This window comes from Mycoplasmopsis bovis PG45, from assembly GCF_000183385.1.
GTDB classification, from domain to species: domain Bacteria; phylum Bacillota_I; class Bacilli_A; order Mycoplasmatales; family Metamycoplasmataceae; genus Mycoplasmopsis; species Mycoplasmopsis bovis.
This window is the reverse complement of sequence record NC_014760.1, coordinates 234,731-259,400: the sequence shown is the minus strand read 5'-3', so window position 1 is coordinate 259,400 and position 24,670 is coordinate 234,731. Positions and strand designations below refer to the sequence as shown.

General features: G+C 28.6%; 24 protein-coding genes, 1 tRNA gene and 1 pseudogene. 21 read left to right on the top strand and 5 right to left on the bottom strand.

Annotated elements, in window-relative coordinates:
- Positions 1–3: 3 nt before the first annotated feature.
- The 3 genes from MBOVPG45_RS01120 to MBOVPG45_RS01110 form a co-directional block, all read right to left on the bottom strand.
- Positions 4–828, bottom strand: a complete 825-nt coding sequence (locus MBOVPG45_RS01120; protein ID WP_013456099.1) for a GNAT family N-acetyltransferase — start codon at positions 826–828, stop codon at positions 4–6.
- 72 nt (positions 829–900) lie between these two features.
- Entirely contained in the window at positions 901–1,140 is a 240-nt protein-coding gene (locus MBOVPG45_RS01115) for a YdbC family protein (protein WP_013456213.1), read from the bottom strand.
- Between the two features lie 176 nt (positions 1,141–1,316).
- Positions 1,317–2,318: a nicotinate phosphoribosyltransferase gene (locus tag MBOVPG45_RS01110; protein ID WP_013456017.1), complete on the bottom strand. Its 1,002-nt coding sequence runs from the start codon at positions 2,316–2,318 to the stop codon at positions 1,317–1,319.
- Between the two features lie 213 nt (positions 2,319–2,531).
- Between MBOVPG45_RS01110 and MBOVPG45_RS01105 the strand changes: the two genes are divergently transcribed.
- On the top strand, positions 2,532–3,716 hold the full coding sequence (locus MBOVPG45_RS01105; protein WP_013456208.1) for a phosphoglycerate kinase: 1,185 nt from the start codon (positions 2,532–2,534) through the stop codon (positions 3,714–3,716).
- 85 nt (positions 3,717–3,801) lie between these two features.
- Here the strand turns inward: MBOVPG45_RS01105 and MBOVPG45_RS01100 are convergent.
- Positions 3,802–3,875: transfer RNA gene (locus tag MBOVPG45_RS01100), tRNA-Gly, on the bottom strand.
- 220 nt (positions 3,876–4,095) lie between these two features.
- Here MBOVPG45_RS01100 and MBOVPG45_RS01095 point away from each other — a divergent pair.
- The 3 genes from MBOVPG45_RS01095 (at position 4,096) to MBOVPG45_RS01085 (ending at position 7,467) form a co-directional block, all read left to right on the top strand.
- Positions 4,096–5,400 carry a putative cysteine peptidase gene (locus MBOVPG45_RS01095; protein ID WP_013456619.1) on the top strand — a complete coding sequence of 435 codons (1,305 nt, stop codon included), beginning with the start codon at positions 4,096–4,098 and terminating at the stop codon, positions 5,398–5,400.
- A complete protein-coding gene (locus tag MBOVPG45_RS01090; RefSeq protein ID WP_013455911.1) occupies positions 5,400–6,296 on the top strand; it encodes a hypothetical protein in 897 nt (298 codons plus the stop codon). Before MBOVPG45_RS01095 ends, MBOVPG45_RS01090 begins: the two co-directional genes overlap by 1 nt.
- A 154-nt stretch (positions 6,297–6,450) precedes the next feature.
- Positions 6,451–7,467, top strand: a complete 1,017-nt coding sequence (locus MBOVPG45_RS01085; protein WP_013455927.1) for an IS30 family transposase — start codon at positions 6,451–6,453, stop codon at positions 7,465–7,467.
- Between the two features lie 354 nt (positions 7,468–7,821).
- On the opposite strand, the gene MBOVPG45_RS01080 is transcribed toward MBOVPG45_RS01085, so the two are convergent.
- Positions 7,822–9,183 (bottom strand): M17 family metallopeptidase, encoded by a 1,362-nt coding sequence (locus MBOVPG45_RS01080; RefSeq protein WP_013456433.1) that lies wholly within the window; start codon positions 9,181–9,183, stop codon positions 7,822–7,824.
- A gap of 110 nt (positions 9,184–9,293) precedes the next feature.
- Here MBOVPG45_RS01080 and mnuA point away from each other — a divergent pair, with 110 nt between their 5' ends.
- The 17 genes and pseudogenes from mnuA to MBOVPG45_RS00995 all read left to right on the top strand — a co-directional run bounded on the left by mnuA (position 9,294) and on the right by MBOVPG45_RS00995 (position 24,668).
- Complete coding sequence (gene mnuA / locus MBOVPG45_RS01075) at positions 9,294–10,523, top strand: membrane nuclease MnuA (RefSeq protein WP_013456284.1); 1,230 nt, start codon at positions 9,294–9,296, stop codon at positions 10,521–10,523.
- Positions 10,524–10,697: 174 nt separating this feature from the next.
- Positions 10,698–11,273 (top strand): annotated as a pseudogene (locus MBOVPG45_RS01070) (IS1634 family transposase); the annotation flags it as partial.
- A 109-nt stretch (positions 11,274–11,382) separates the two neighbouring features.
- Positions 11,383–12,174: an MAGa4850 family ICE element protein gene (locus tag MBOVPG45_RS01065; RefSeq protein ID WP_013456240.1), complete on the top strand. Its 792-nt coding sequence runs from the start codon at positions 11,383–11,385 to the stop codon at positions 12,172–12,174.
- 1,204 nt (positions 12,175–13,378) lie between these two features.
- Positions 13,379–14,392: an ArdC-like ssDNA-binding domain-containing protein gene (locus tag MBOVPG45_RS01060; RefSeq protein WP_013456136.1), complete on the top strand. Its 1,014-nt coding sequence runs from the start codon at positions 13,379–13,381 to the stop codon at positions 14,390–14,392.
- A gap of 20 nt (positions 14,393–14,412) precedes the next feature.
- Entirely contained in the window at positions 14,413–14,826 is a 414-nt protein-coding gene (locus MBOVPG45_RS01055) for a single-stranded DNA-binding protein (RefSeq protein WP_226061600.1), read from the top strand.
- Between the two features lie 12 nt (positions 14,827–14,838).
- Positions 14,839–15,510: an Mbov_0392 family ICE element protein gene (locus MBOVPG45_RS01050; RefSeq protein ID WP_013456066.1), complete on the top strand. Its 672-nt coding sequence runs from the start codon at positions 14,839–14,841 to the stop codon at positions 15,508–15,510.
- Between the two features lie 23 nt (positions 15,511–15,533).
- Positions 15,534–15,965, top strand: a complete 432-nt coding sequence (locus MBOVPG45_RS01045) for a hypothetical protein (protein ID WP_013456104.1) — start codon at positions 15,534–15,536, stop codon at positions 15,963–15,965.
- A gap of 15 nt (positions 15,966–15,980) precedes the next feature.
- A complete protein-coding gene (locus MBOVPG45_RS01040) occupies positions 15,981–16,616 on the top strand; it encodes an Mbov_0392 family ICE element protein (protein WP_013456177.1) in 636 nt (211 codons plus the stop codon).
- A 15-nt stretch (positions 16,617–16,631) separates the two neighbouring features.
- On the top strand, positions 16,632–17,291 hold the full coding sequence (locus MBOVPG45_RS01035) for an Mbov_0392 family ICE element protein (RefSeq protein ID WP_013456013.1): 660 nt from the start codon (positions 16,632–16,634) through the stop codon (positions 17,289–17,291).
- A 226-nt stretch (positions 17,292–17,517) separates the two neighbouring features.
- Positions 17,518–19,038 (top strand): MAG3960 family lipoprotein, encoded by a 1,521-nt coding sequence (locus MBOVPG45_RS01030; RefSeq protein WP_013455913.1) that lies wholly within the window; start codon positions 17,518–17,520, stop codon positions 19,036–19,038.
- The gene (locus MBOVPG45_RS04805) at positions 19,031–19,153 is read left to right on the top strand and encodes a hypothetical protein (RefSeq protein ID WP_013954775.1); all 123 of its coding nucleotides are present in this window, start codon (positions 19,031–19,033) and stop codon (positions 19,151–19,153) included. Before MBOVPG45_RS01030 ends, MBOVPG45_RS04805 begins: the two co-directional genes overlap by 8 nt.
- A gap of 130 nt (positions 19,154–19,283) precedes the next feature.
- Positions 19,284–19,481: a hypothetical protein gene (locus MBOVPG45_RS01025; protein WP_041309103.1), complete on the top strand. Its 198-nt coding sequence runs from the start codon at positions 19,284–19,286 to the stop codon at positions 19,479–19,481.
- A gap of 23 nt (positions 19,482–19,504) precedes the next feature.
- Positions 19,505–19,810 carry an Mbov_0395 family pilin-like conjugal transfer protein gene (locus tag MBOVPG45_RS01020; RefSeq protein WP_013456404.1) on the top strand — a complete coding sequence of 102 codons (306 nt, stop codon included), beginning with the start codon at positions 19,505–19,507 and terminating at the stop codon, positions 19,808–19,810.
- Between the two features lie 67 nt (positions 19,811–19,877).
- The gene (locus MBOVPG45_RS04800; protein WP_013456548.1) at positions 19,878–20,801 is read left to right on the top strand and encodes an Mbov_0396 family ICE element transmembrane protein; all 924 of its coding nucleotides are present in this window, start codon (positions 19,878–19,880) and stop codon (positions 20,799–20,801) included.
- A 51-nt stretch (positions 20,802–20,852) separates the two neighbouring features.
- Complete coding sequence (locus tag MBOVPG45_RS01010; RefSeq protein ID WP_013456342.1) at positions 20,853–22,865, top strand: type IV secretory system conjugative DNA transfer family protein; 2,013 nt, start codon at positions 20,853–20,855, stop codon at positions 22,863–22,865.
- Between the two features lie 48 nt (positions 22,866–22,913).
- The gene (locus MBOVPG45_RS01005; RefSeq protein WP_013456390.1) at positions 22,914–23,903 is read left to right on the top strand and encodes a toxin-antitoxin system YwqK family antitoxin; all 990 of its coding nucleotides are present in this window, start codon (positions 22,914–22,916) and stop codon (positions 23,901–23,903) included.
- Between the two features lie 405 nt (positions 23,904–24,308).
- Positions 24,309–24,668 carry an Mbov_0395 family pilin-like conjugal transfer protein gene (locus tag MBOVPG45_RS00995; protein WP_013455971.1) on the top strand — a complete coding sequence of 120 codons (360 nt, stop codon included), beginning with the start codon at positions 24,309–24,311 and terminating at the stop codon, positions 24,666–24,668.
- Positions 24,669–24,670: the final 2 nt, after the last annotated feature.

Here is a 24,670-nt window from a genome sequence, read left to right as displayed (position 1 = left end):
CTTTTATTTAAGATGACCCTTAACTGCAATAGTGTATAAGTTACCACAAGGAATATAACCTATTTTATGATAAATTCTTCCAGCTGCTGGATTATGATAAAAAAGCATTGCAGTCTTTTTTTCTTCGTTAACTATGTAATTAGTTAAAGCGGCAACAGTTTTAGTTGCATAACCTTTATTTCTAAACTCATTTAAACAATAAACTCCGCCTACTAATACCACATCATCAGTTTTGATTGCCACCAATGAATTAGCTACTACTTTATTATCTTTTTTAATAATAAATGGGTCTAAAACGCCTTTTTTATAGGCATTTTGGTAGGTTTCAAGTTCCTTTTGATAATTAGAAATTAGTGCACTAAATTCATTAATTTGCATTCTTGAATCAACAATTTTTTCTAAATCTTCATATTTGGCTCTTGTAACTTCCGATAAATCCAAGTCAGTAACTGGCTTATCGCAATATGCTAATTCTTGATGATTTACTTCGTATATATCTTGATTAATTTCAAAATAAGAAGCATAATGCTTATATATTTTGTCACTTATATTGATTGTTTGAATATTATGAAGCTTAATTAGATTTTCTAAATCATTAACTTGAATCAATTTGTAAGGATCATAAATTAGTAATGTTGCATAATATATTAAAACTATTGAGTTAACTTTGTCATTTTCATCTTTACTAATAAATACAGGCATAAATTCAGAATTTAAGCCATATGTTTTTATATCCCCAATAAAAAAGAAGTTAAGTAGCCTATCAGTATCTAAAAAGCTATATATGTTCTTTAAGTCTTTGTCAGTTGCCTTCTGTAATTTGAGCATAATTCTCCTTGTTTTATTAGAAAAACAAAATATTCCTTAGCAAGGAAGGATAATCTAAAATTATTTATAGTTTTATTTATCAGCCAATTCAGTTGTTAGTAAATCTCTTAAATTTTTTAACTCTTCCAAAGTAAGAGTAATTCCTTTGCTAGAACGTGAGTGATCATTATTTCAGTCTCTTATATCATATTTGGCTTCGCCACCATTTCATGAAATAAGATTTAACTCTTTTTTATAGCCACCAGCTGTCGTTGAAATTTCACCAACAAAACGAACAATTTCATTAGAAATCTGAGGTTTTTTGTAAGCCATATATTATCTCCTGTGCTTAAGTATTAATTCCTAAAAAATGTGTTTATATCTTAATATTAATATTATATATAATAATAAGAATAACGCCAACCTTAATAAAATGACATTTTGCTGTAAAATGAATAAAAAATTAAAACAGCTATATTGACCAAAATAGCTGTTTTATAGGCTTTTAATTAGTTATAGTCAATCAACTTACTATTTGGACGATACATTCTGCCGTCTTTAGCTTCATTTTTGCCATTTAACAATACTGCATCAGCCGAGAAAAAGCACTCAAACTTAAACATTGCCTGACCAACACCATATGAATCAACAGGTGTATTTGCTTCTTCAAATTTTCTTATTTTTTCAGCACTAAAACCTGAAGAGACAATGATTTTTACGTCCTTACCGCCTGCATTATCTAAGGCTTCTCTAAGCCTTTTAATCATCTCAATATTTACGCCATAATACTCTTTGTTATCAGCTTCGTTGTTGAACATTTTATCCTTCATATTCTTAGAAGTATCAATCCTTACGCCATAAAGACGATTGCCTAATTTTCTGAAAGATTCTAATGATTGCTCAATTACGTTATTATGGTAATCAACTAATGAAATAATTTGATCTTCAGGTCACACATTTGCATAAGCCGCCATTGCTTCTGCTGTATTTCCAGCGAAATTTTGAATCAAAATGTGCGGTACCGATCCAAATGATGAGCTAGAAGGATTAACATTTTGAGCATCAGTTGACATAGCGCTTACACCTGCAACTGAAACAGCTTTGCCATCAATTACTTGCATTAAGTAATGATCAGCTCTATCGCCCATAAATATAATTTCCTTACCATTGGCTGCTTTAACACATTCATATGCATTAGTTGCAATTGATGTACTTCTAGTTAAAATGCCATCAATAATGCCTTCATAAATACCAAAATCTTGGTAGCGACCAGTTAATTCAAGTGCTACTTCCATTTTGCTCATTATTGTTCCATCTTTAAGATATCTAATTTTATATTTAGATGTATCTGTGTGCTTTTCTAAAAAGTCTAAAGCTTCTTCCATTCCAGCTAGCATTGCATTATCTCTTCTTTGGAAAAATTGCAATGTGATTATGTTATCTGGATTTTTAGTTTCCAATATTTTCTTAGTTTTATGAAAGTATTCAGAAATATATTTATTTATGTCCATAGATATTATTAATCCTTAATTTATATTATTAATACTACATATTATATATTATCTGATACTGATAATGTATGCAGGATAATACTCTTGAATAAAATTTTTGGAATTTTTTACATTATATTTTCATTTATAGTTGCATATTGGTTAGATAGTAATAAAAGTTCAAAAATAAAATTTATAATTATAAAAATGATCATTAGTTATTAAAGGACAAATATGAAAAAAAGTATTGATGATGTTAAATTTATGGGTAAAAAGGTCTTAATGAGAGCAGACTTTAATGTGCCAATCAAAAATGGTGTTATTACATCTAACAAAAGAATTGTTGCTGCAATTCCTACTATTAAAAAAATAATTAATGAAGGCGGAAAGTTAATTTTAATGTCACACCTTGGCAGAATTAAAAGTGCTGATGATATGGCTAAAAACGATCTCTTTCCTGTTTCTGTAGAGTTATCTAATTTGTTGAATAAGCCTGTTTTATTTGTAGATTCTACAAGAGGCATTGAATTAGAAAACGCTATTAACAATATGCATAATGGCGATGTTATATTAATGCAAAATACTCGTTATGAAGATATTAACGAAAAAGCTGAAAGCAAAAATAATCCTGAATTAGGTAAGTATTGAGCATCATTGGGTGATATATTTGTTAATGATGCTTTTGGAACAGCACACAGAGCTCATGCTTCTAATGTTGGTATTGCAAAACACATTGAACACTCTGTAGTTGGCTACTTAATGCAAAAAGAAATTGAATCATTAACAAAGGCTATTGTTGCTCCATCACACCCATATGTTGCAATCATTGGTGGCGCTAAAGTTAGTGACAAAATTAAAGTGTTAGAACACTTAATCCCACTAGTTGATAAGATGATAATTGGTGGTGGAATGGCTTATACATTCAAAAAAGCATTAGGCTACACAATTGGCACATCTATTTGTGAAGATGACTTCTTGCCCTTTGCTAAAGACTTTTTAGAAAAATACAGCACAAAAGTTATTCTTCCAGTTGACAACGCGTGTGCAAAAGAATATGCTGATGTCGAGCCTGTTTACTGCGAATTAAACATTCCAGAAGACCAAATGGGACTAGATATTGGTCCTAAATCAATATCACTATTTAAAGAAGCTTTAGAGGGCGCTAAAACTGTTGTGTGAAATGGACCAATGGGTGTTGCTGAGTTTAAAAACTACAGCACAGGTACATTAGAAATAGCTAAAGCAATATCTAAATTAGATTCATGCTATTCAGTTGTAGGTGGCGGTGACAGCGTTGCTGCAGTGCAAAAATTAGGAATGGAAAACAAATTCTCACACGTTTCAACAGGTGGTGGAGCTTCATTAGAATTCCTACAAGGCTTAGAACTTCCTGGCATTAGTGCAATTGAAAATAAGTAACAAAGTTTAACAATGAGCCAAATTAATGGCTCATTTTTAAAAATAAAAATGCTGTTTATCAGCATTTATGGTACCAAATGATATATGGAGCAAATGAGGGGAATTGAACCCCCGTATCCAGCATGGCAAGCTGGTGTTCTACCATTGAACTACATTTGCATAAGCAATATAATTTTATACTAAAAATAAGTTATGCAAAATATTTTTTAAGGTTTTGTGTTGTGTATTAATCATTATTATTGCTTTAATTAATAGTTTACTTTCTGTGTGAAAATTTTCATAAATCAAGCAATTTATGTGTATTTTTGTGTTGATTTCAATCGGCACACAATGTGCGAACGTCTAATTTAATATAATTAAATTAAGGAAGGAGGATGTGATGTGCGATTTAAATTATACAAACACACAATATAATGCCAACATAAATGACTTATTCGCTTCTCCTAAAGAACAAAACATAATTTCTGAATATTCAAAATTAAGTATTAAAGAAATTTTGAAGTATATGGAATTGGAAATGTTTAAATACAATAAAAAAGTTGATTTTAAGGTAAAAAAAATTAAGTACTTTACTGACGATATGGGAAACCCAATGGTGTATGTCGAATACTTACCATTTGGGTCTGCGGTTTTTTCATTAGAAAATTTCACCTCACTTCTTTTAAGTTTAAAAGCTACTGAAAGTAAAATTGAGAAATTAGCCAAAAATAAAAAGTACTCTTTCAATTTGTTTACTGGCGAATTTTTTGAGATTGATAAAGATTTTGAATTTAAAAAAAATAACCCCCTTTTTGTAAGCTTGAAGAAGAATGATGTTAATGTGCTGAAAACACTAAATGATAAAGAGTTAATAAATTCTAAAACTCAAATATCAAGTAGTAACAACAAATCAAATTACTCAGTAATGTTGCTTGGGTCATATGTTCCTGAATTTAGAAATTTTAGTAAAGAAATCATAAAAGCAGATAAAGAGGTTTCGCACTCATGATGGTTTAAAACCTTGCTTGATGGTTTTGGGTACACTGTACCTATTAATTTTCATTACGATGATCCAATGAAACGTGGCCTTTGTCATTATATTGCATCATCAATATTAATTCAGTATAGTCAATTGTTTTTATCGCAAGATACTCTCACAAAAGAGCAACAAGAAAGGTATATGATTAAGCCATCTAATTCTAAAGCTAATAATGACAAATGAAGTTATCCTACTGGACCTGATTTTAATGAAAAGTTAGTTTACGACTTGTGAGCAAAATACAATAGCCATTGATTTGCAACATCTGCAAGAGTTTTATCAGGTGCTGTTGAAAGGCTATTAAATGATGGAAGAAAATCACCAATATATGTACACCATAGGACTGTTGGTGCCATAAGGCCATGAGCATGGATAGATTCTGACCAACCTTGCTTAATAATGGGAAAAATACCTTTGAATAGTCAAGGGGAACGGGATATACATGCAGTTGTTGTTTATGGCTATTTTGATAACGGCAACAAGACATTGGTTCACTTTGGATGACCGGGACGTTCACAAGTTATTATGGATAGTTCATTGTACTGAAGTTGAACATTGATTGCTTTATCCCCTATTAACAAAAAACCTACCATAGCAGATAAAAGTTATTTTATGATGAACAATAAAAATATAGATGTTGAGGAATTTGAGAGAGGTATACAATAATGAATAATCTATCCTTATCAGCTCAATCAAGTCTTTGAGCCTTGTTTCAATTAAAAAGCAGTAAAAAAAGAAACTTTTTAATCTTTGTTGTTTTATTGCCAATAATTTTCTTATTAAGCTGTTTTATAGTTGATATAGTATTAAATTCTATTAATTTCATTCAATATTTTGAGTTTAATTCAAAAAACATAAAAGCAGAATTTATTGAAAGTATGCACGCATACTCATCAGTCAAAGTTGTCTTCATAGTTTTCTTTTCTGTTATTCATCTATTAATAGTTCTTCCAGGACTAAAAAAACTAATTTTAAGTGAGAACGAATTGAAAAAAAGCAATGATAACTCATTAGCTAAACATATTAAAGAATCCAATGCCACTGGCAAACAAATATCGTCATTGCTTATTGTTCAATTTTGAGTTGATATGTTTTGATACTTGACATATATAGTTATTGCATTTCTAGACTTTATGAATTTGCAGTTTATTTACAATAATCCTAATCTTAGTGATGCTTATCCTGATCAAGTTTCGTTTGGAATTAATTTGGGATTTGCAATAAGTGCATTAATTAAAATTATCATCATTGATAATGTTATCCCTCTTGTGTTTCATAAAAAACCAAAAAATTATGTTGTGAATGGCAATGCTGCTAACTATTTATGATTGTATATCATATGAATTTCAGGCTTTATGTTTTTGGTATTAACGCACATAGCAGGCTTGCATTTAAAAATAATTAGCTGAGTGTTTATATACTCATCACCTGTCATAATTACACCTTTAATGTTCCTATTAACATATATTATCAAGGCTATATACATAATAAAACTTAACAAACACAATAGAACCGCATTAACTTTTGTATCTGCATTTTTAGTTCTTTTCAGTTATGAATAAGTCGTATATTAAAATTCTAAAAAGACGAAGGTTTTAAGTCTTCGTCGCTTGATTGTAAGTTCAAGTGCAACACCAATTAAGGTAAAATTTAATTGTGGAGCACTTGAATTTTTAAACAAAAAAAGTTCCACACTTGGCAGTAGGAAACTTTCATATGAATTATACTAAAAATTATAATCATCTAACATATGATGAACGTGCATTTATTGAAATTCAAATAAAATCTGGGTATTCTATTAGATCTATAGCTAGACAGTTAAACAGAAGTCCATCCACAGTAAGTCGCGAATTAAAACGCAACACTGCTTTTAGCGGTTCATATCAATGTAAAATAGCAGAGCAGAAAGCATTAAATAGGCATTCGCACAAATACTTGTTTAAATTTACGAGTAATTTTGAATATGCTGAATTTGAAAAATTTTTCTTAGAAAAATTCGATAAAAGATTTTACGGAATTGTTGCAACAGCTCGATACATTAAGCAAACTTTTCCAAATATTGCGTCTCCGTCGATAAGGACTATATTTAATTGGATTAAGACAAGAAAATGAAAATTGAAACCTAGAGACAGATTGAGAATTTTTTATAAAAAAGGCGGAAAAAGAACTGCATCAGTTGTCTCAAGATTAATTGGAGATTCTCACTATGTATATCCAATATGGGCAAGACCAAAATATATTGATTTAAGAGAAGAATATGGTCATTGAGAAAGTGACTTAATTATAGGCAAAAGATCGAATGGATATGATAATGTATTAACACTTGTTGAAAGGCAAACCAGAATGGGGTTTGCAGTTAAAATTAAATCAAAATCAGCTTTTTTGGTAATTTCAAAGCTTAAAAAAATAATCCAGGATCATAATTTAATTGTCAAATCTATAACAATTGATAACGGGATAGAATTCGAAAGAATGGGTTTATTAGGAAAATGACTAAATATTAAAATATTTAGAGCTGAACCGTATGCTTCATTTCAAAGGGGAACAAACGAAAATTGAAACGGAATGATTAGAAGAATGTTTCATAAAGGTTTTGATTTTAATTCTATCTCTCAAGTTCAACTGGATGATGTTGTAAATCAAATAAATGAAATGCCACGTAAAATTTTGAATTGGCAAAAACCAATTGAACTATTTAAGTTAGCTAATGACTATGGTGTCGTTTTAAATTAAAACATGTGAATTTAATTGACTGCATTCATAAAAAAATGAATGGTTATTTTTTGCATTTTATTTAGTTATTTTATCCCCCTAACCCCCTTAATTACAAATAAGGGGGTATAACAAAACATTATTTAGGGTTTACGCAGATGTTCCATCTGATTTTTTTAACCCCCTGCCCCTTGATTTCAAACAAGGGGTAGATGTGGCATACGCCACATATTATGCAAAAATGCTATAATAAAAAAGCCAAGCACATATGTTGCACTTGAACTTTCATTTATGGGACGAAGGTTTTAAGTCTTCGTCTTTTGTATATTTCTCTATAAAACAGATTTATAAGACAAGTTGTTTTGTTAAAATTTGCTATTTCTGTATCACAAATTCAACCAATGTGTCAACCAAAACACCTTGCGGTTTGCCTTTTAAATCTGCAGTTCCTGCAACATCACAATGTATGTATGGAACATCATTAGTAAATTGTTTTAAAAACATTGCTGCTGTATTTGAATCAGATAATTCATCATTATTATAGTTATTTAAATCAGCCACAATACTTGCTTTATTTGGTTCATGAAAATCTTCATGTAAAGGCATTCTTCAAACTTTTTCTTTAGCAATTTTTGCTGCTTTTTCAAAAGTAGCTCAATTACTTTCATCAGTGGATCAAACCCCTGAATATGTTTTACCTAAAGCGCTTAAAATTGCCCCTGTTAGTGTTGCAACATCCACTAAGCAAGTAGCATTAAGTACTTTAGTTCCATAAAATAATCCATCAGCTAATACTAATCTTCCTTCAGCATCTGTATCAGTTACTTCAACAGACAAGCCTGACATTGATTTATAAACATTTTCCGGAAGTGAAGCATCACCATTTGTTCTGTTGTCTGTTATACACATAATTGCAGCTACGTTTTTCTTAACTTTAAGCTCTGCTAACGATTTTAATGCATATGCTACAATAACAGAGCCTGACATATCATATTTCATTCCTTCCATATGATATCCCTTAGTATTTACACCTCCAGTATCAAATGTAATTCCTTTACCAACAAATACAATCTTTTCATCTGAATCAGGGTTTCCATTGTATTCTAACACAACAACTCTAGCTTCATGAGTTGATCCTTTGTTTACTGATAAAAGCAAATTCATCCCCAATTCTTCTATTTTACTTTTATCCAAAACAGTCACTTTTACATTGCTTAAATTAGCAAAATCATCAACTATAAAATTTGCCAATGAAACTGAATTACAGTAGTTTTCGGGCATAACTTGCAAGTTTCTGCACTTATTTCTGTTATTTGCAATAATTTCGAATTTGTTAGCTAATTCTTTATATTTATCATCATCTAATAAAAATGTGTAATTACTTTTAGCCGGAGTTGACTTTTTTAAATTAAACAATGAAGCTTCATAAAATATAATTCTTGAATAGAAAGCCTTTAATACCTCATCAGTACTAAATATTTTTTTAGCAAAAGAATTAACATCAATTTGATATTCTCTTTTTCTGCCAATTATGTTGTTATCTATTATTTCAACTAAATCGTCATAATTTTCTAACTTACTTCCTAAAAATATATAAGCAATATTGTCATTATGAAATTCGGTAATAGCACCATGACGATGGCTTAGTGAAGCGTATTTATCACATTTGTCCAAGTCTTCATATTGTGCTACTAGTAGCATTTTGTCATCTCTATTTGTTAAATAATATTTTGACATTTTGTGTGCCTTTCTAAAAATTAATAATTCAATTATAAGAAATTTGATTTATTTCCACAAAATTTACACTAGTTATGCAAGTTAATCAAACATATTATAATAAGTTTGAAATGAAAAAGTTTAAATGAATCTATACATCTGCAGGGTTAGTTATTTCATCTAGCTCATTAAGCTTTACTACTTCATGCTTTGAAAAAGGAAGTAGTAAAGAAAGTAACCAAAAAATTGTTAAATCTAATTCAACTGATAGCACTGTAAATAAGCCATCAAAGGAAAAAAAAGAAGCACAAATTAATTCTGGCAGAAGCAATGCAACAGAACACTCAGGCAACTTTAAAAACATAAATATTGGCTTTTGAAATGTTCTAAATTACTCAAATACATCGCTTAATAAAGCATATTTTAAAACCCAAGCGCTTGCATCTGTAATTTTTAACCAAAAATATGACTTAGTAGGGCTAGTTGAATTAAAGGGTAGCAATAATAATCATCTTGATGAACTGATTAAACTTTTGAATGAACAAAGTGAAAAAATCTCGTCTCATGATAGGTGGGCATACAGAGTTTCTGACAAATACATATCAAATCCTAGTTATACAAAACATAGAGATAGTGAATTTGCAGGTTTTTTATACAAAACCAATAAATTAGAACCTATTAAATTTAACGACGGATCTATTGGCAAAATTTACGAAAACCCTGAATTTAAGGAAACTCCTTTTGGTGGTGGTGTTAAACACTACTCTAGGCCACCATATGCAATGAAATTCAAAATATTAGATAGCAGTTTAAAAAATAATGATTTTACATACATTATTGACCATTTTGATAGTCCCGGGAAGAAAAGAGGTAACAAAGAAGTAGCTGTCAATGGTGCCGGCTCATCTGAGCTAAATGAGGCGCACAATCTCCAATACGTTTTTGACTATTTTAATGAGCTAGACGGCGAAAATGATGATTTATTTTTTGCTGGAGATACTAATATTAAAGAGCGAAACCATAATGAAGCCTTTAGCTGACTAAGCAAGAATAGCGCTTATAAAAATGTTTTTGAGCCAAACAATGAAAATAAGACATCACTAAGCAATACAATTGATAAATATGCTAATTCATATGACAAGATAATTCACCGCTCAAAGCTAAAATACATCAACCCTAAGATCTTTAAACTTTATGACTTTGTTAATAATGGTTTTCTTTATAAAAATATAAATTCGATAAATGATTGAGTGCAATATGTTAAGAGCTCATCAAGAAAAAAATATAGATCCGACTATGGATATATTAGAAGTGGTATTTCAGATCACTCACCAGTAGGATATACAGTTTTATTTGAATAAGTCTATAAAATAGACATAAGCAAAAAGCAGGATACCCTGCTTTTTTTGATTTCTGATTACTTCCTACGTTTCCCACTTAGTCGCGAAAACACTCAGTTTTCGGCATCTATATTTTTTTTATAAAAAAAATATAATTTATTATACTTTTATGCTTAAATATGATATAATAAAAACATGAAGAAGTCGAAAAATGATGCAAAAAGACAATGAAGAACATCAATAGCAAGAGTTAAAAAAGGTGAATACTTATCAATTGGAGTTCCAAGACCAGATAACAAAGGTTTTGTATACAGATTAGGATATGGTTATTTGCATGAATTAAAACAATATCACGATGATCCGCTAACAATTATCAAAGCAATTATTGCAAACTTTCCATTGTCTTGAACAAAAGAACAAGCAAGAACTAAATTAGATGAGATTTTTAAAGAGAAAAAAGAGACCAAAAAAGAAGTTTTAGAAAGGTTTAAAGGTTACGAAGTAGTTGAAAAACTATTTGATTATTTCAATATTTTTAACGATTGTTCTCCCACAAAATCGACAACATTAAAAGATGTTGTTTTACAGTTGATTTATCAAAGAATTAAAAATCCAATAAGTGTTTTTAACACTTATATGACAGCAAAAAAAGAAAAAATAGACACTTATTCAAAAAATTCATTTTATAGATCATTAGACTATATAGCAAAAAACAAAGATGAAATTTTAAGAAATTTAAATGCAAAAATTTGTGGAACTGATAGAAGAAAGTGGGTATCCCCCCACTTTTTTTAATTCTTGCTTCATTTATATATATATCTCAAAGTTCAAAAAAACATTTTTAGTTAATAAAACTTTGGTAGTTATAAATGGAGAAACAATGCAAAGCTTATTATTGAAAAAGAAAGAAAAGCCAGTCGTTACGATTGCCTTTTTAAGAAAATACAATAAGAAGAAATATAACAAGCTAACAGAAGAAGCACTTAAAATTTTGTTTAAAAGCAAACTAATTATTGGTGAAAAAATGTACAAAGAATTAAAAGAAAGAAAAATTGCTTTTGAATTCTTAGCCATAATTAGACATTTAGGTGCCAAAGCTAACTATATTTCTATTTTGCATTTACAAAAATTAGGCTTTAAACGTTCTACATTAACTGAAACTATTAAATTTTTATCAAATCTAGGTTATATCGAGCATAAAACAGGTGCAATTAAACTAACTAAAAAGCCTTGAACTCTTAAAAATGAAAAGTTCATGAAAATATCATCAAAGAAATTGTGAATACATTTTTTACTTAATGGATCAGCAATAACTCTTTGAAATATAGCAAGAATAATAGCATATAAAAAGAACCATTCAAAGGCTAATAAATCTTTATTCAGAAATGTTAACTTTGTTGAAGATTACGAAACAATGCCTTATAAGCTAGAAAAAAAGTCTAAAAATAAAAGATTTACAACTATTAAATTAATAAAAACTGTTGTTAAAATGCCTGAGTCAGAAAAAGATTTTGATTTATTAAGAATTAAAAATAAGTTTTTTGATGGAAGCAGTGCAACAATAGGAAAAAGCATTAATTTTTTTAAAAAAGGTTTTATTGACATAGGGTTCTTTTATTTAAAAGAATATAAAAACAACCTATTTTTAACTGAAAGATATATGTTTATTTAAAAAAAGTAAGCTGAAAATTAAATTAAAAATACTAAATTAGGATATGTGTGAAATACATAATATCCATATTTAATATTGCCATATTAGCCTGTTTTATAGTCGTTTTAGGAAGTCAAAAATTCACTTGCTAAAATGACAAACATAAAGATAAATGTTATATGAATATATAACTATTTATCGTAATAAGTAGACAACGAACAGTCAAAAAAACAGTCAAACAGTAGGATATTATCTGGTTTTATTAAAAAAAGAGGAGTTAAAAAAATCCAATCCAATCCAATTGCTAAATGTTGCTAATGTTGCTAAAAGATATCAAGTAAACAGTAGCTAGTCAAGTTAACAAAATTTATACAAATAATAGGTAGTAGTCAAAGTAAGTTCTAGTGGCTTTACAAGGCTATATAAGGCTATAAGTTTGCTAAGAAATATCAAGTAAACAGTAGCTAGTCAAGTTAACAAAATTTATACAAATAATAGGTAGTAGTCAAAGTAAGTTCTAGTGGCTTTACAAGGCTATATAAGGCTATAAGTTTGCTAAGAAATATCAAGTAAACAGTAGCTAGTCAAGTTAACAAAATTTATACAAATAATAGGTAGTAGTCAAAGTAAGTTCTAGTGGCTTTACAAGGCTATATAAGGCTATAAGTTTGCTAAGAAATATCAAGTAAACAGTAGCTAGTCAAGTTAACAAAATTTATACAAATAATAGGTAGTAGTCAAAGTAAGTTCTAGTGGCTTTACAAGGCTATATAAGGCTATAAGTTTGCTAAGAAATATCAAGTAAACAGTATCTAATTAAGTTAACAAAATTTATACAAATAATAGGTAGTAGTCAAAGTAAATTCTAGTGGCTATATCAATATGATTGAAAATAATTAAAGTTTTGAATAAGCAATTATAAATTAAATATTTAGCATAGCTTGTTTATGTTTGTTATTAATCAAGTAGTCAAAAACTAATTAAGTAGTTAAAAATGTTAACTTATCATGGCTTGTTCATATTTATTATTTGACTAAGCATGCAATAACTGATTAGATAGTTAAAGACTGTTCATTATATGTGTCCCTGTAGTCCAAACCCATTGAACAACAGGGAGATGGCTCATAATGCATGAGCCAGGGGCAGTGTTAATGTATTTAATTTAAGTTTATATAATGCCCCAGTTTATTGAGGGGGGTGTGGGGGAGATTATAGGACATTAAAAATGACAAAGAAAGAGTTAAGAAAAGAACAAACAAATAGATTTATAGAAAAAACAATAATTACAACAGATTTATTACTTAGCAGTTACTTATATGATAGTACTAAGATGGAAGACTTCTTATCTTTCATTGCTAACTTAGATAATAAGTATAGTTATGTCAATATGTGTTTAATTAAAGATCAGTTCCCAGGGGCTTCAATAGTTAAGTCATATAGCAGTTGAAAAAAGGAAAATGTTCAAGTAAGAAAAACTGAAAAAGGAATATCAATATTTAGACCCAAAGTCATTGAGTATGTTGTTTACGACAATAAAAAAGTTACAAAAGACAAATGAACTAATGAAATTAAAGAATTAGTTAAGAATAATGAATTAGAAGTCTACACATATACAAAAGGCTTTACATTATGTAAAGTATTTGATATTTCACAAACAACACTTCCTAAAAATCAGTATCCAAAACAATACTTTTTATACTTTATAAAAGAAGATAATGAGAATATTGAACCAAATACTAAGTTGTTAAGTTTGCTATGTAACTTTATAAAAAAACATAATATTGGAATAACCTATGCCTCAATGGGCTTAAATACTAGTGAACAAAGATTTTATGGTACGAATATTTATGGAATTCAACATTGAATTAGACTAAATGATAAAAACTCAATTACCCAAAATATATATTCACTTGTTAAAGAATATGCCCATACTTTGTTAGGTCATGATAAGTCAGCAATAAATAATATCGAAAATGAATATCAAGCAAAATTAGTTGCCTTTACTGTGTGCAAGAACCTTAAACTAAAAGGAATTGAACTATCAAGCTTTGATAAATTCAGATCTTGAGTAAACCAATCCACTAAACAAATGCGTAAAAAATGAATTAATAGTGTAATTTTTGCTTCAAAACAGTTTACTAATGACTTTAACTACTTCTTAGATGAAATAGAAATTAATGTTAATAAGCTTAATTTAAGTGAAACTGACAAAATAAATGAAGCAACAGAAAGAGAGTAATTTAAATGCAATCTAGTTTTTTGAATCGCGTACGCATTTATGGCTTTGTAATTAGTGACAGCTTCACAGTAATTGAATATAAGTCTAAATATAATATCAATGAAAAAGCTATTAAATTTATTATAAATAATATACAAAATGGCAAACCCAATTTTATTGAAATAGTAGTATGAGATCCAACAGTTGTTAACTATGTTTTAAATAATATTAGAAGACTTGATTTAGTAGAAATAACAGGGAATTTACTAGTTAATTCATACACTAAAGATGACAAAAAGTACCATAAGACCTACATAAAAGCAAACAGAGTTTTATTATCAAAAACATCTAAATATCATTTTGAACAACCTATTCAACAACCTATTCAACAACCTATACAACAGCCTGATCAACAGTCCAAAGACAATGTCTATACTTTCTTTGTAGAAGATTAAAAAAGCAATAGTATGAATTATTTTACAAAAGAAAGTATTAAGAACATTCTGAATGCAACAATACCTAGAAAGCTTAAATCATCAGAAATTATCAATAAATTTAATGAAATTGCTCGCTCAATAAATAACAAAATTGGTAACAGAACTATTTATGTAAACATCATATTAGCTATTAATGAAAGAGTACCAGCAATGGTAGAAACAGGAGTTTTTTCTAAGCTCTTAGGAAAAATTTTAAAAGAGCTATATGAAGAATTAACAGAAGTTAATAGATTAGCCCAAATTTATCAATTAATTTGTAACTGAAGTTTATTAAACATTAACAATAAAGACAATGTTAAGTTAGTTAATTTTAGTCTTAATGAATATTTGGAAGCTGATCGAATATTTGAACACAAATATTTAATGAATAAAGCAACTAAAAGCATTGATGAATTAGGTGTTAAAAGCCCTGAAATGAATCTTTATATTCAATTAGTAAGAGATTGTAATGAATATGCAATGGTACAGCTTGATAAAAAAGGTAGAGCAAGAGAGTTTCTTGAAAATAATTTATTGCTTTATTACTTAGCATGATTAAGTGAAAAGAAATTAGATGAATTGTTACCTAAAGTTTCTTATTTAGATATTTCATCTGATATAGCAACTCATGCATTTAATAATTTACTAAATAAAAAAATTTAAAAGTAATGTAATGGGAGAGACAAATGGATTCATTAACATTAAGAGTTTTAAAGTGAAAAAGTGAGTTTTGAGAAAAAAATAACCAGAAATTAAGTAAATTCATAGTTCCAGTTGCAATAGATAAAGATGAAATTTACTTTGTTAATGGCTTGGTTGAATGAAAAAATGAGTATGAAAATACAGGTAAGCACTTTTTAATAGATTTAACTAAGGCTTTTGACAAAAATGGCAAGGATGTAACTATTAAAGTAGGCATAGTTGGTATTGATACAAGTGCATTATATAAAATGAATTTAAAAGAATTCATTGATAAGTTAAGTGACAGTAATTGAGATGATAGACCTTTCTTAGGGTTAGCTGATCAGCTTAAATTGGCAGATTATGTGACAAAACTAGCAAATGATGAGTCATCAAAATTAATATTTCTCAAAAAAGAAAAAGATCTAATTATGTAAGGATAAAAACTAATAATGAAAAAATTTAATTTCGAAGATATAGCATATTTAATGCAATATGCATCTGTAGAGATTGCTAAATTGGCAGAAAATTCCTTTAATGCTATAGCTAATAGTTACGAAGACGAATTAGACAAATTAACTTATGCAGAATTAATTAAAAAAACTATAGAGAATATGGCTGATTTGCCTACAAGAATTAATAAAAATATCTATAAGTCAATTCATCAAGAAAACGACTTAAATAAGTTAGCCGGATATTACAAATTAAGCAAAGAATTAGTCGATGATTTCGAAGTCACTGATATATGAGACGACTTTCTAAATAAAGAAGATATCCATAGACTCGATGACTTATGAAAACAATTAGATATTGACTTAAAAACTAAAGGCCTTGGTGCGAATCTCACTCTATTAAACTTCATATGAGAAAGAGACGCAGATATTGAATGAATAAGATTCGATGAACGTAAAAACCCATATGAAATTAGATATATAGATGACGAATTTGTAAACTGACTTTCTAGTCAAGACTTAGAAAACTACTCAAGTTCATATGATAAAGATGACTTTATAGACGAGTTCAAATTAGAAGAAAAATTAGTAAAAGAAAAACTAGAAGCCAAAAAAGAAAAAGCTTTGGTTATGTAAGGATAAAGTCAAATAATGAAAAAAAATTTTAATTTTAAAGATATAGCACATTTAACACAATATGTACATAAAAATGTTACTAATGAAATGATTAAAAATCATTTTGAGTATATGGCTAATAGTTATAAGGATGAATTAGACAAATTAGCTTATGCAGAATTAATTAAAAAAACTATAGAGAATATGGCTGATTTGCCTACAACAATTAATAAAAATATCTATAAGTCAATTTACAATGAAAACGACTTAGATAAGTTAGCTGGATATTACAAATTAAGCAAAGAATTAGTCGATAATAGTTACGAAGTTAATGATTTATGAGAAGACTTTTTAAATAAAGAAGATATCCATAGACTCGATGACTTATGAAGACAATTAGATATTGACTTAAAAACTAAAGGCCTTGGTGCGAATCTCACTCTATTAAACTACTTATGAGAAAGAGATCCAAATATTGAATGAATAAGATTCGATGAATATGAAAACCCAAACGAAATTAGATATATAGATCGCGAATTTTGAGACTACATTGCTGATGTAGACTTAGAAAACTACTTAAGTGCATATGATAAAGAAGACTTTATAGAAGAATTTAAATTAGTAAAAAAATTAAAAGAAGAAGAACTAGAAAAACTAGAAGCAAAAGAAGAAAAAACAAAAGCTTTGGTTATGTAAGGAGAAAAATGAGTAATTTTTCCCTAAAAAGTTCATCTTTTCCATAATGAACTTATTTACAAAATAACATTATGAAAGGATGGTTATTAAAGTAAAAATAAAACAAATTAAGAAGTAAAAGCAATGGTATTTACTTTAAAAAATAAGAGTTAACGGTCAATATTTTATCATAGATAAAATATTATGATATAATATATCTAACTAATTTTGATAGTGAGATAAGAAAATGAAAAAGAGAATGATAATAGGCGGACTAGGCTTAGTAACACTAATGCCTTTAGTTACAGTTAGTTGCAAATTTTTTGGACTTAATGTTAGTGAGATTATCACGGGTGGCCCATCTCATACAACGCCCCCTAGAAAAGATCCTGATCATAAAGATTCATTTAATGAAAATGAACAAGAGATTGTACCTACCAAATTTACATATAATGGCAAGACTTATACAATTAATAGAGAAGATATATTAGATACTAAAAATGCAGTTTATGCAAATTTAGTGCTTAATAATAACGCTGAAGGCTTTAAAAAATTAATTCCTAGTGTGGAAGAGTATAGAAAAGTTAAAAATTTATATGCTGATGATACTGGCTTTCCATCAATAGCTGAAGTTTCTTATTATGTTAGAAACTTAGAACACTTTAAAAATGGCTTTATTTATCGAGAAAAAAGCAATTCTCCGGAGAGAATTAGTAAAGATGAGTATATTTCTTTAGTTGATAAAGTTTCTGAAATTATGGCTAATTCTAATTTAGAGAAAGCATTAACTGGTGTTGATAAAGAATATGTTGACTTTGATAATGTTAGAAATTATACATTAGCAAAATTAGAAGAATTTCACGGTAAAGCCGGAAAGTATGAATGGGGTGAGTTAACAACAAAAAAAGTTTCCGACTTAGCACCTGGTTCATTTAAAATGGAAGAGTACTATAAAGAGATACCGCCTGAAAATAATTATGATGGATTAAGAACGAATGAATCAAAAAAGCGGCCATCTAAATTGTGAGTTTACAATAGGATGATCAATAATACTGATTTTTATAATTACAATAAAACTAATAAGCCTAATGAATTATTCATACATAATGAGTTTTTATACGGAAGAAAATTAGATCCTAAAAAGTATTATTTAGAAATTGATGTTCTAATGTTAATAATTTGACTTAAAGCCAAACGTTATACAATGCAATATCCATTGTGAAAAATGCTAACAACTTATTTAGAATTGCAAAAAGCTTTAATTAAAAAGCAAGAGTGAGATAAAGAGAAGTCGCTGACTGATAACTTTAAGAAGTTAAAACTAATTGAAAAGTTAGATAGCTTTCATGACGCAGTATTAGATTATATGAAATTAGGGCAATTAGTTGGCTTTACTGATGATAGATCTAATGATTTATACTTATTCCCTACTGATGTAAATAAAGAAGTTAAAACTGACTTTAGAGACGCTTATAGATGGGCATATTATGAGTATCATTTGTTTATACAGCCAATGTATGTTGCATTAAGCCGGGGCACTAAGGAAGCATTCGAGAAAGCATTCGAGAAAGCATTCGAGAAAGAAGAATTAAAGCCTTACTATGACTTTATTTGAGAGAATATAAAGCTAGCTGATAAAGTTGATAAGCCTAGAATTTTAAGCAAAAATGAAGCCTTAGAAAAAGCAAAAGAAATAATTAAACACTATCAAAACAATTTTGGTTGAGAATTTAAAAGCGATGAATCTAGAGAAGATGAAGATGAATAATAAAAAAGAGTTGATTAAGTCTTTAAATGAAAATGTTGATAATTCATTAGAAGAAGTAATTGATGATAATGATCCTTTAGTTAAGCAAATTATTTTAGATCTTATACCTGAATAACTCTTAAAGTAATAAGTAAATACCAACAGTAAATTTTATTGTTGGCTTTTTTAGTTTCTTTTATTAAAAGAAAAGGAGAAAAACTATTCACGCAATTTTTCCAATTTTCATTTTTATGCTATTTAGCATAATGGCATTTTCCCTAAGTATAACTCTATTATTAATTGAATTTAAAAACTGCTTTAAAAAAGATAAAGCAGCTAGAAATAGGGCTAGGGAATTATATGGGCATAGTTGAAAATTATGCCTAGGCATAACAATAAGCACTGGCTTATTAAGTGCAATTACTATTGCATCGTTTATTGGTGCATTAGTATCAATAATTTAAATATTTTAAGGAGATAAATAATTATGAATGGTGCAACTAGGCCTATTGACGCTGGCGCATTAAATACTAGTTTAGGTGAACTAGCAGCGACAGTTCAAAAATATATAAATATTACACTAGGTGCTTTAGCAGGTATCTTAGTAATAGCAATTTTAATTGTTGGGGCTACAGCTTGATTTAAAGCTTCTAAAGCTGATAGCGATGAACAAAGAGCAAATGAATTAAAGAAAATTAAATGACTAGCTGGTTTTATTATTTTCGTTGTTATTGCCTGAGCAATAAGTGGAGTGATAACGGGTATATTACAAAGTGTATGAAAGGTTAGCTAGGTTAGCTATCCCTTTATTTAATTCATAATAAAACTTTAAAAATTACTATAGTGAAAGGATAATATAAATGTTTGCATGACTAGGCTATACCATATGGTTTGGTTTGTTTAATATTACTGTTAGACTTCCGCTGTGATTGCTTGATTCCGTTGTAAAGATATATAAGATGATTACTTTTGCCTTACCATCTTATTTACTTTTTGGCATTAGCCCTGGTGAATCATTTGCCAATGCACAATTACCAATACTATTTTTAAGAATGGCAATAATATCATTTTTTGTTTTTGCAATTCTTTTTGCACTTAGTGCTGTTAGAGTGCAATTTCAAAAGTCGGATCAACCTTCACCTATTTCAATTGCTATGAAAAATAGCCTACTAGGCACATTGTTTTTAATTGGTATACCAATTGCCTTATATGTATTTTCTATACTGATAAGCATACTAGTTGAATTAGTTAAGAGCATTTTTATTAATTTAGAAAAAATTGATGACTATCCAATTGTTGCAACAAAATTTGTTTTTAACACTTGCAAAGTAATTGAATCACAAGCGCTCACAATACCTGAATTGCAAAAACTGTTAGAGCTTACAAAAATTGTATTGCAGTTTGATAATTCAGTTTTTATGAAGAACTTTAATAACTTTGGGTGTGGTGCTGACTATTTAAATTTTTTAATTGATTTACATGATATTGAACCAGTTTTTGCCTTAAAAGAAATGTTGAATGAACAAGATGAATATGACTGGATTGATTGAGAACTTTATTCTTTATATAAGAAAAGAAATAAAGAATTGCCTTGATTAAACGATTTAACAAATGATGATGATTTAGTTTACATTGGAGACAGTAATAATCCATATGACTGATACATTGTAGATGAAAGAAATTTAATTTTTGATTATCTAAATAGTCACATGGATCAGGATCATATTGTTTCTTGAATAATGGCAAAAGAATTGGATGAACAGTATTTTAAAAAGACTAATTAAAAAATTAGAGAGCAAAAGAAAGCTAATTAATGAAAGGAGTGCCACAAGTTAATGAAAAAAATAGCAATAAAAATTATTATTGTTGTTTTAGCTTCAATTATCTTTACGACTATTGGTTTTCTACTGGTTATTAATTTTATTAATTTAAGAACATATAATGATCTTTCTAAGGTAAAAACATTTAGTGATTACATTAATCTTTCTAAACATAATGTAACAAGAAACTCTAACTTCTTCATAATATTTACTTTAATGTTATTTCTTATTTTATCAGGAGAATTTATATATTTTGTGTTCTTTAGAAAAAGAAAAGAACAAACAGATGAGAGTAAATATTGACTTTGAAATGATAAGCTTTTAGTTGGCGATAGATCATTTTTTAAAAAGCAGTTCTTAGTTTCTCCTGACTATAAGCATAATCAAAACAATGCTAACTGAGTAATTAACTATGCAAATAGCTTAAAAAAATGATGAATTAATAACGGCAAAAATGACATAAACAGTGTCGTAATTGGTGGTGTTGGTAGTGGTAAAACACAAAGAGTAATTTTACCAAACATACTATATAACAGCCATTTAAGATCAAAATATAAATCATCATTTGTTATTACAGACCCTAAAAAAGAAATAATTAAAGCTGTAGGTAAAAAGCTTACTGATCAGAACTATAAAATATTTGCAATTGACTTTAGCGAGCCTGAATATAGCAATGGCTGAAACCCATTACATTATGTATATAAGCAAGCTCATTTAGAATGTAATGACCAAAAAGCTCATATTGAAAACATTTATAAAGCCTTTAGTGAAATTAATAATGTTATAGAACAATTACCTTGATCAGATACTGATGAAAAGTTTTGAACAGATAATGCTAAAAGAGTTATTAACACAGCAACTAAATTTCTATTATTAGTGTCAATAGAAAGACCTGATTTAGTTTCAGCTCAAGACTTTAACTTAATTTCAGTAGGTAAATTATGTGTTGCCCCTGCTTGGGATGCAAATCAAGACTGAATATCAATAGTTAAATTAAGAGCTGATGATGACTTAATTTGAAAAGAGCTTTGATTTGAAGTTGAAGCATTACTATCTGAAGCTAAAAATGCTCAAACATTCCAAAGCATTTTGTCATTTGTCTCTAGTGCACTAGCAATTTTTACTAATGATGAGTTTGTACAAAGAGTTATTGCACAGACAAAGAGCTTTGACTTAAACTTAGTTGCTAAAGAGAAACAACCAGTAGCTATCTTTATTCACTACCCAGATCATAAACCTTCTCACCACTTTTTAATTAGTATGCTAATTGACCAAATTTACCAAGCATTAGTTAATCAAGCTAATGAAAATGGTAAGAGAAAAGATGAATATGGCATATATCTATCAGAAAAGTTAGATAGAAAATGACTGTTTTTACTTGATGAAGCAGGAAACTTACCAAAAATTATTAATTTAGATAATAAAGTAACTATTTCAAGAAGTAGGAATATATTCTTCCAATTTGTGCTCCAAGATTACAACCAGCTTAAAAAGTACAATGACAAAGTAGATGGAGTGGATAAAACAATTCGTTCAAACTTGCAATTTACTTACTTTTTAAATAGTAATGATGAAGATACACTTAAAGAATTATCAGAATCATTAGGCAAAAAAGAAGTTAAGAAAATTTCAAAGTCGACTTCATATGATAGTAGGTCAAAAGGATCAACATCAGGAACTACTGAGAACATTGAAGAAAAGCCATTGATGAGTGTGAGTGAAATAAAGTCTAAGAATAAAGACTTAGCCATTGTTTCAATTATTGGCTATAAGCCAATGCTTATTAAAACTAAATTAGCATATAAGCATTTTATAAATGATAATTATGTGCACCAGTGTGATGAAACATCTAGTGAAATTGTTAAATGAAACTTAAGCAATTTAACTCATAATGAAGCACAAGAGAGTGTAAGTGTAGAAATAGAACAAAGTGAAAATATAGATAAAGAAACTGAAATAAATGAAGAAACAAAGCAAGAAAATGATTTATATAGCATAGCCTTAGATATAGTAAATAAATTTGAATAAAAAACTAATATGCCTATAAAAAAGGCATATATGTAAAAGGAGAATAATATGGCATGAGTTAATCCCGGTTTTGATCCTGTTGGTTATGAATCAAGAGTATCAATGGAAGAGAAAAAAATAAATAACAAAAATTATGATGTTATTACTTATAAAAATGGCAAGCAATTTGCTTTTACCGAATTGCAAGGCAATTATGGTTATTATGAAGTTAAGAAAAATAAATTTAATGGAAATTTTTATTGAGTACGGGATGGTAATTTAACAATTACTGGACAAGCTAAGAATAACAAATTAGATGGTACATTAACTGAATATGAACCAGGAACAGGGCAAATTAAAAGAGAAATAAATTACAAAAATAATCTTGAACATGGGCAAGAAAAAAACTTTGAAAATGGCAAGCTAAAATCAACTACTGACTGAGTTAAAGGTCTTAAAACAGGTTCACATATAACATATGATAAAGATGGAAAAGTCTTATCAAATGATAAATATATAGCTAATACTCCTGCAACTGATGAAGAGTATAAAAAATGAGAAAAATCAAAGCCAAAAGCAAAGGCTGAAGAAGAGCTTGACAGGTTTGAAAAATGGATAAGCAAGCCATCTACAATGATGAAAGGAATTTCGGCTTTATTTGTAATAGTAACTATTGTAGCAGCACCATTAACAGCAGGGCTTTTAGTTGTTGGTGGTTTAGGAATGTATGACTTTTTAAAACAAAGAACACAAGCTATACAAAAAGAAAATGACTTCCCTGAAAAAGAATTGAATTTCAGTAGAAAAGACTTAAATGAGATGAAAGAAGAGTTGAAACATGACCTTCGTAATCAAATAAGCAAGTCAAAGGAAGGGGCAACAAAAGCATTTAATAATGAGCCTACAGTTGCTAAAGAGTCAGCTAAAAAAGAAGCTAAAAATGCAAAAGCAACTGATGCCTTTAATACCAAAAACATTGAAAATGCAAAACAAGAAGTTAAAAAAACTGCATCAATGGATGCTGTAAAACAAAGCATATTACAGGGATTTAAAAAGTAATTTTATAAGACAATGAAAAAAATAAAAAAGCCGAATCCTAAGTATAAAAATTTATTAATTACTACAGGAATTATTTGTTTTTGCCTGCTTGCTATTTGCATAGTTCTTTTAATTATGTTATACAAATAGCACTATAAAACAGGCTTAAATAAAAGAATAGAATATGAGAAAAGTATCCAAAAAAGCTTCAGTTGCAATCTTAGTAACATATATTGTTTTACAAGTAGCTTTAATTTGGTTTTTGTTACTTTGTTTATCTTATTGACAATATTTAGTGCAACAAGGAGCGCTAACAACAACTAAGTTTAATTTGCTAATTGGGGCAGTGATTTTATATATATCGCTAGCACTGATATATCCAATTTGATGATTTAAAAAACATAAAAAGAAACAAAGGAGATAAATATGAAAAATGGAATTAATACAGCTGGATTAACAAAACTGCAATCAGGTATTGATCAAATTATTAATGTTGTGTTTGGTATATTCACAGGTATAACTGTTGTTATAGTTATTGCTCTTTTAATTTGAGCAATGGTTAAAAACCAACAAGAAGAAGATCCTATGAAAAGAAAACAAAACACTCACAAAATACTATGGGGTGCTGCTGCTTTAGTTTTAATTGTTTTAGCATGGGGATTAACAGCATTTATAAGAAATACTCAAGGAAACCCACATGCTGTTGTAACAACTGGAAAAGAAACAGCTTCAGCAGCACTTTTGAATATATTTACTCAACCAATTTACTACAACTTAAAGGTATAGAT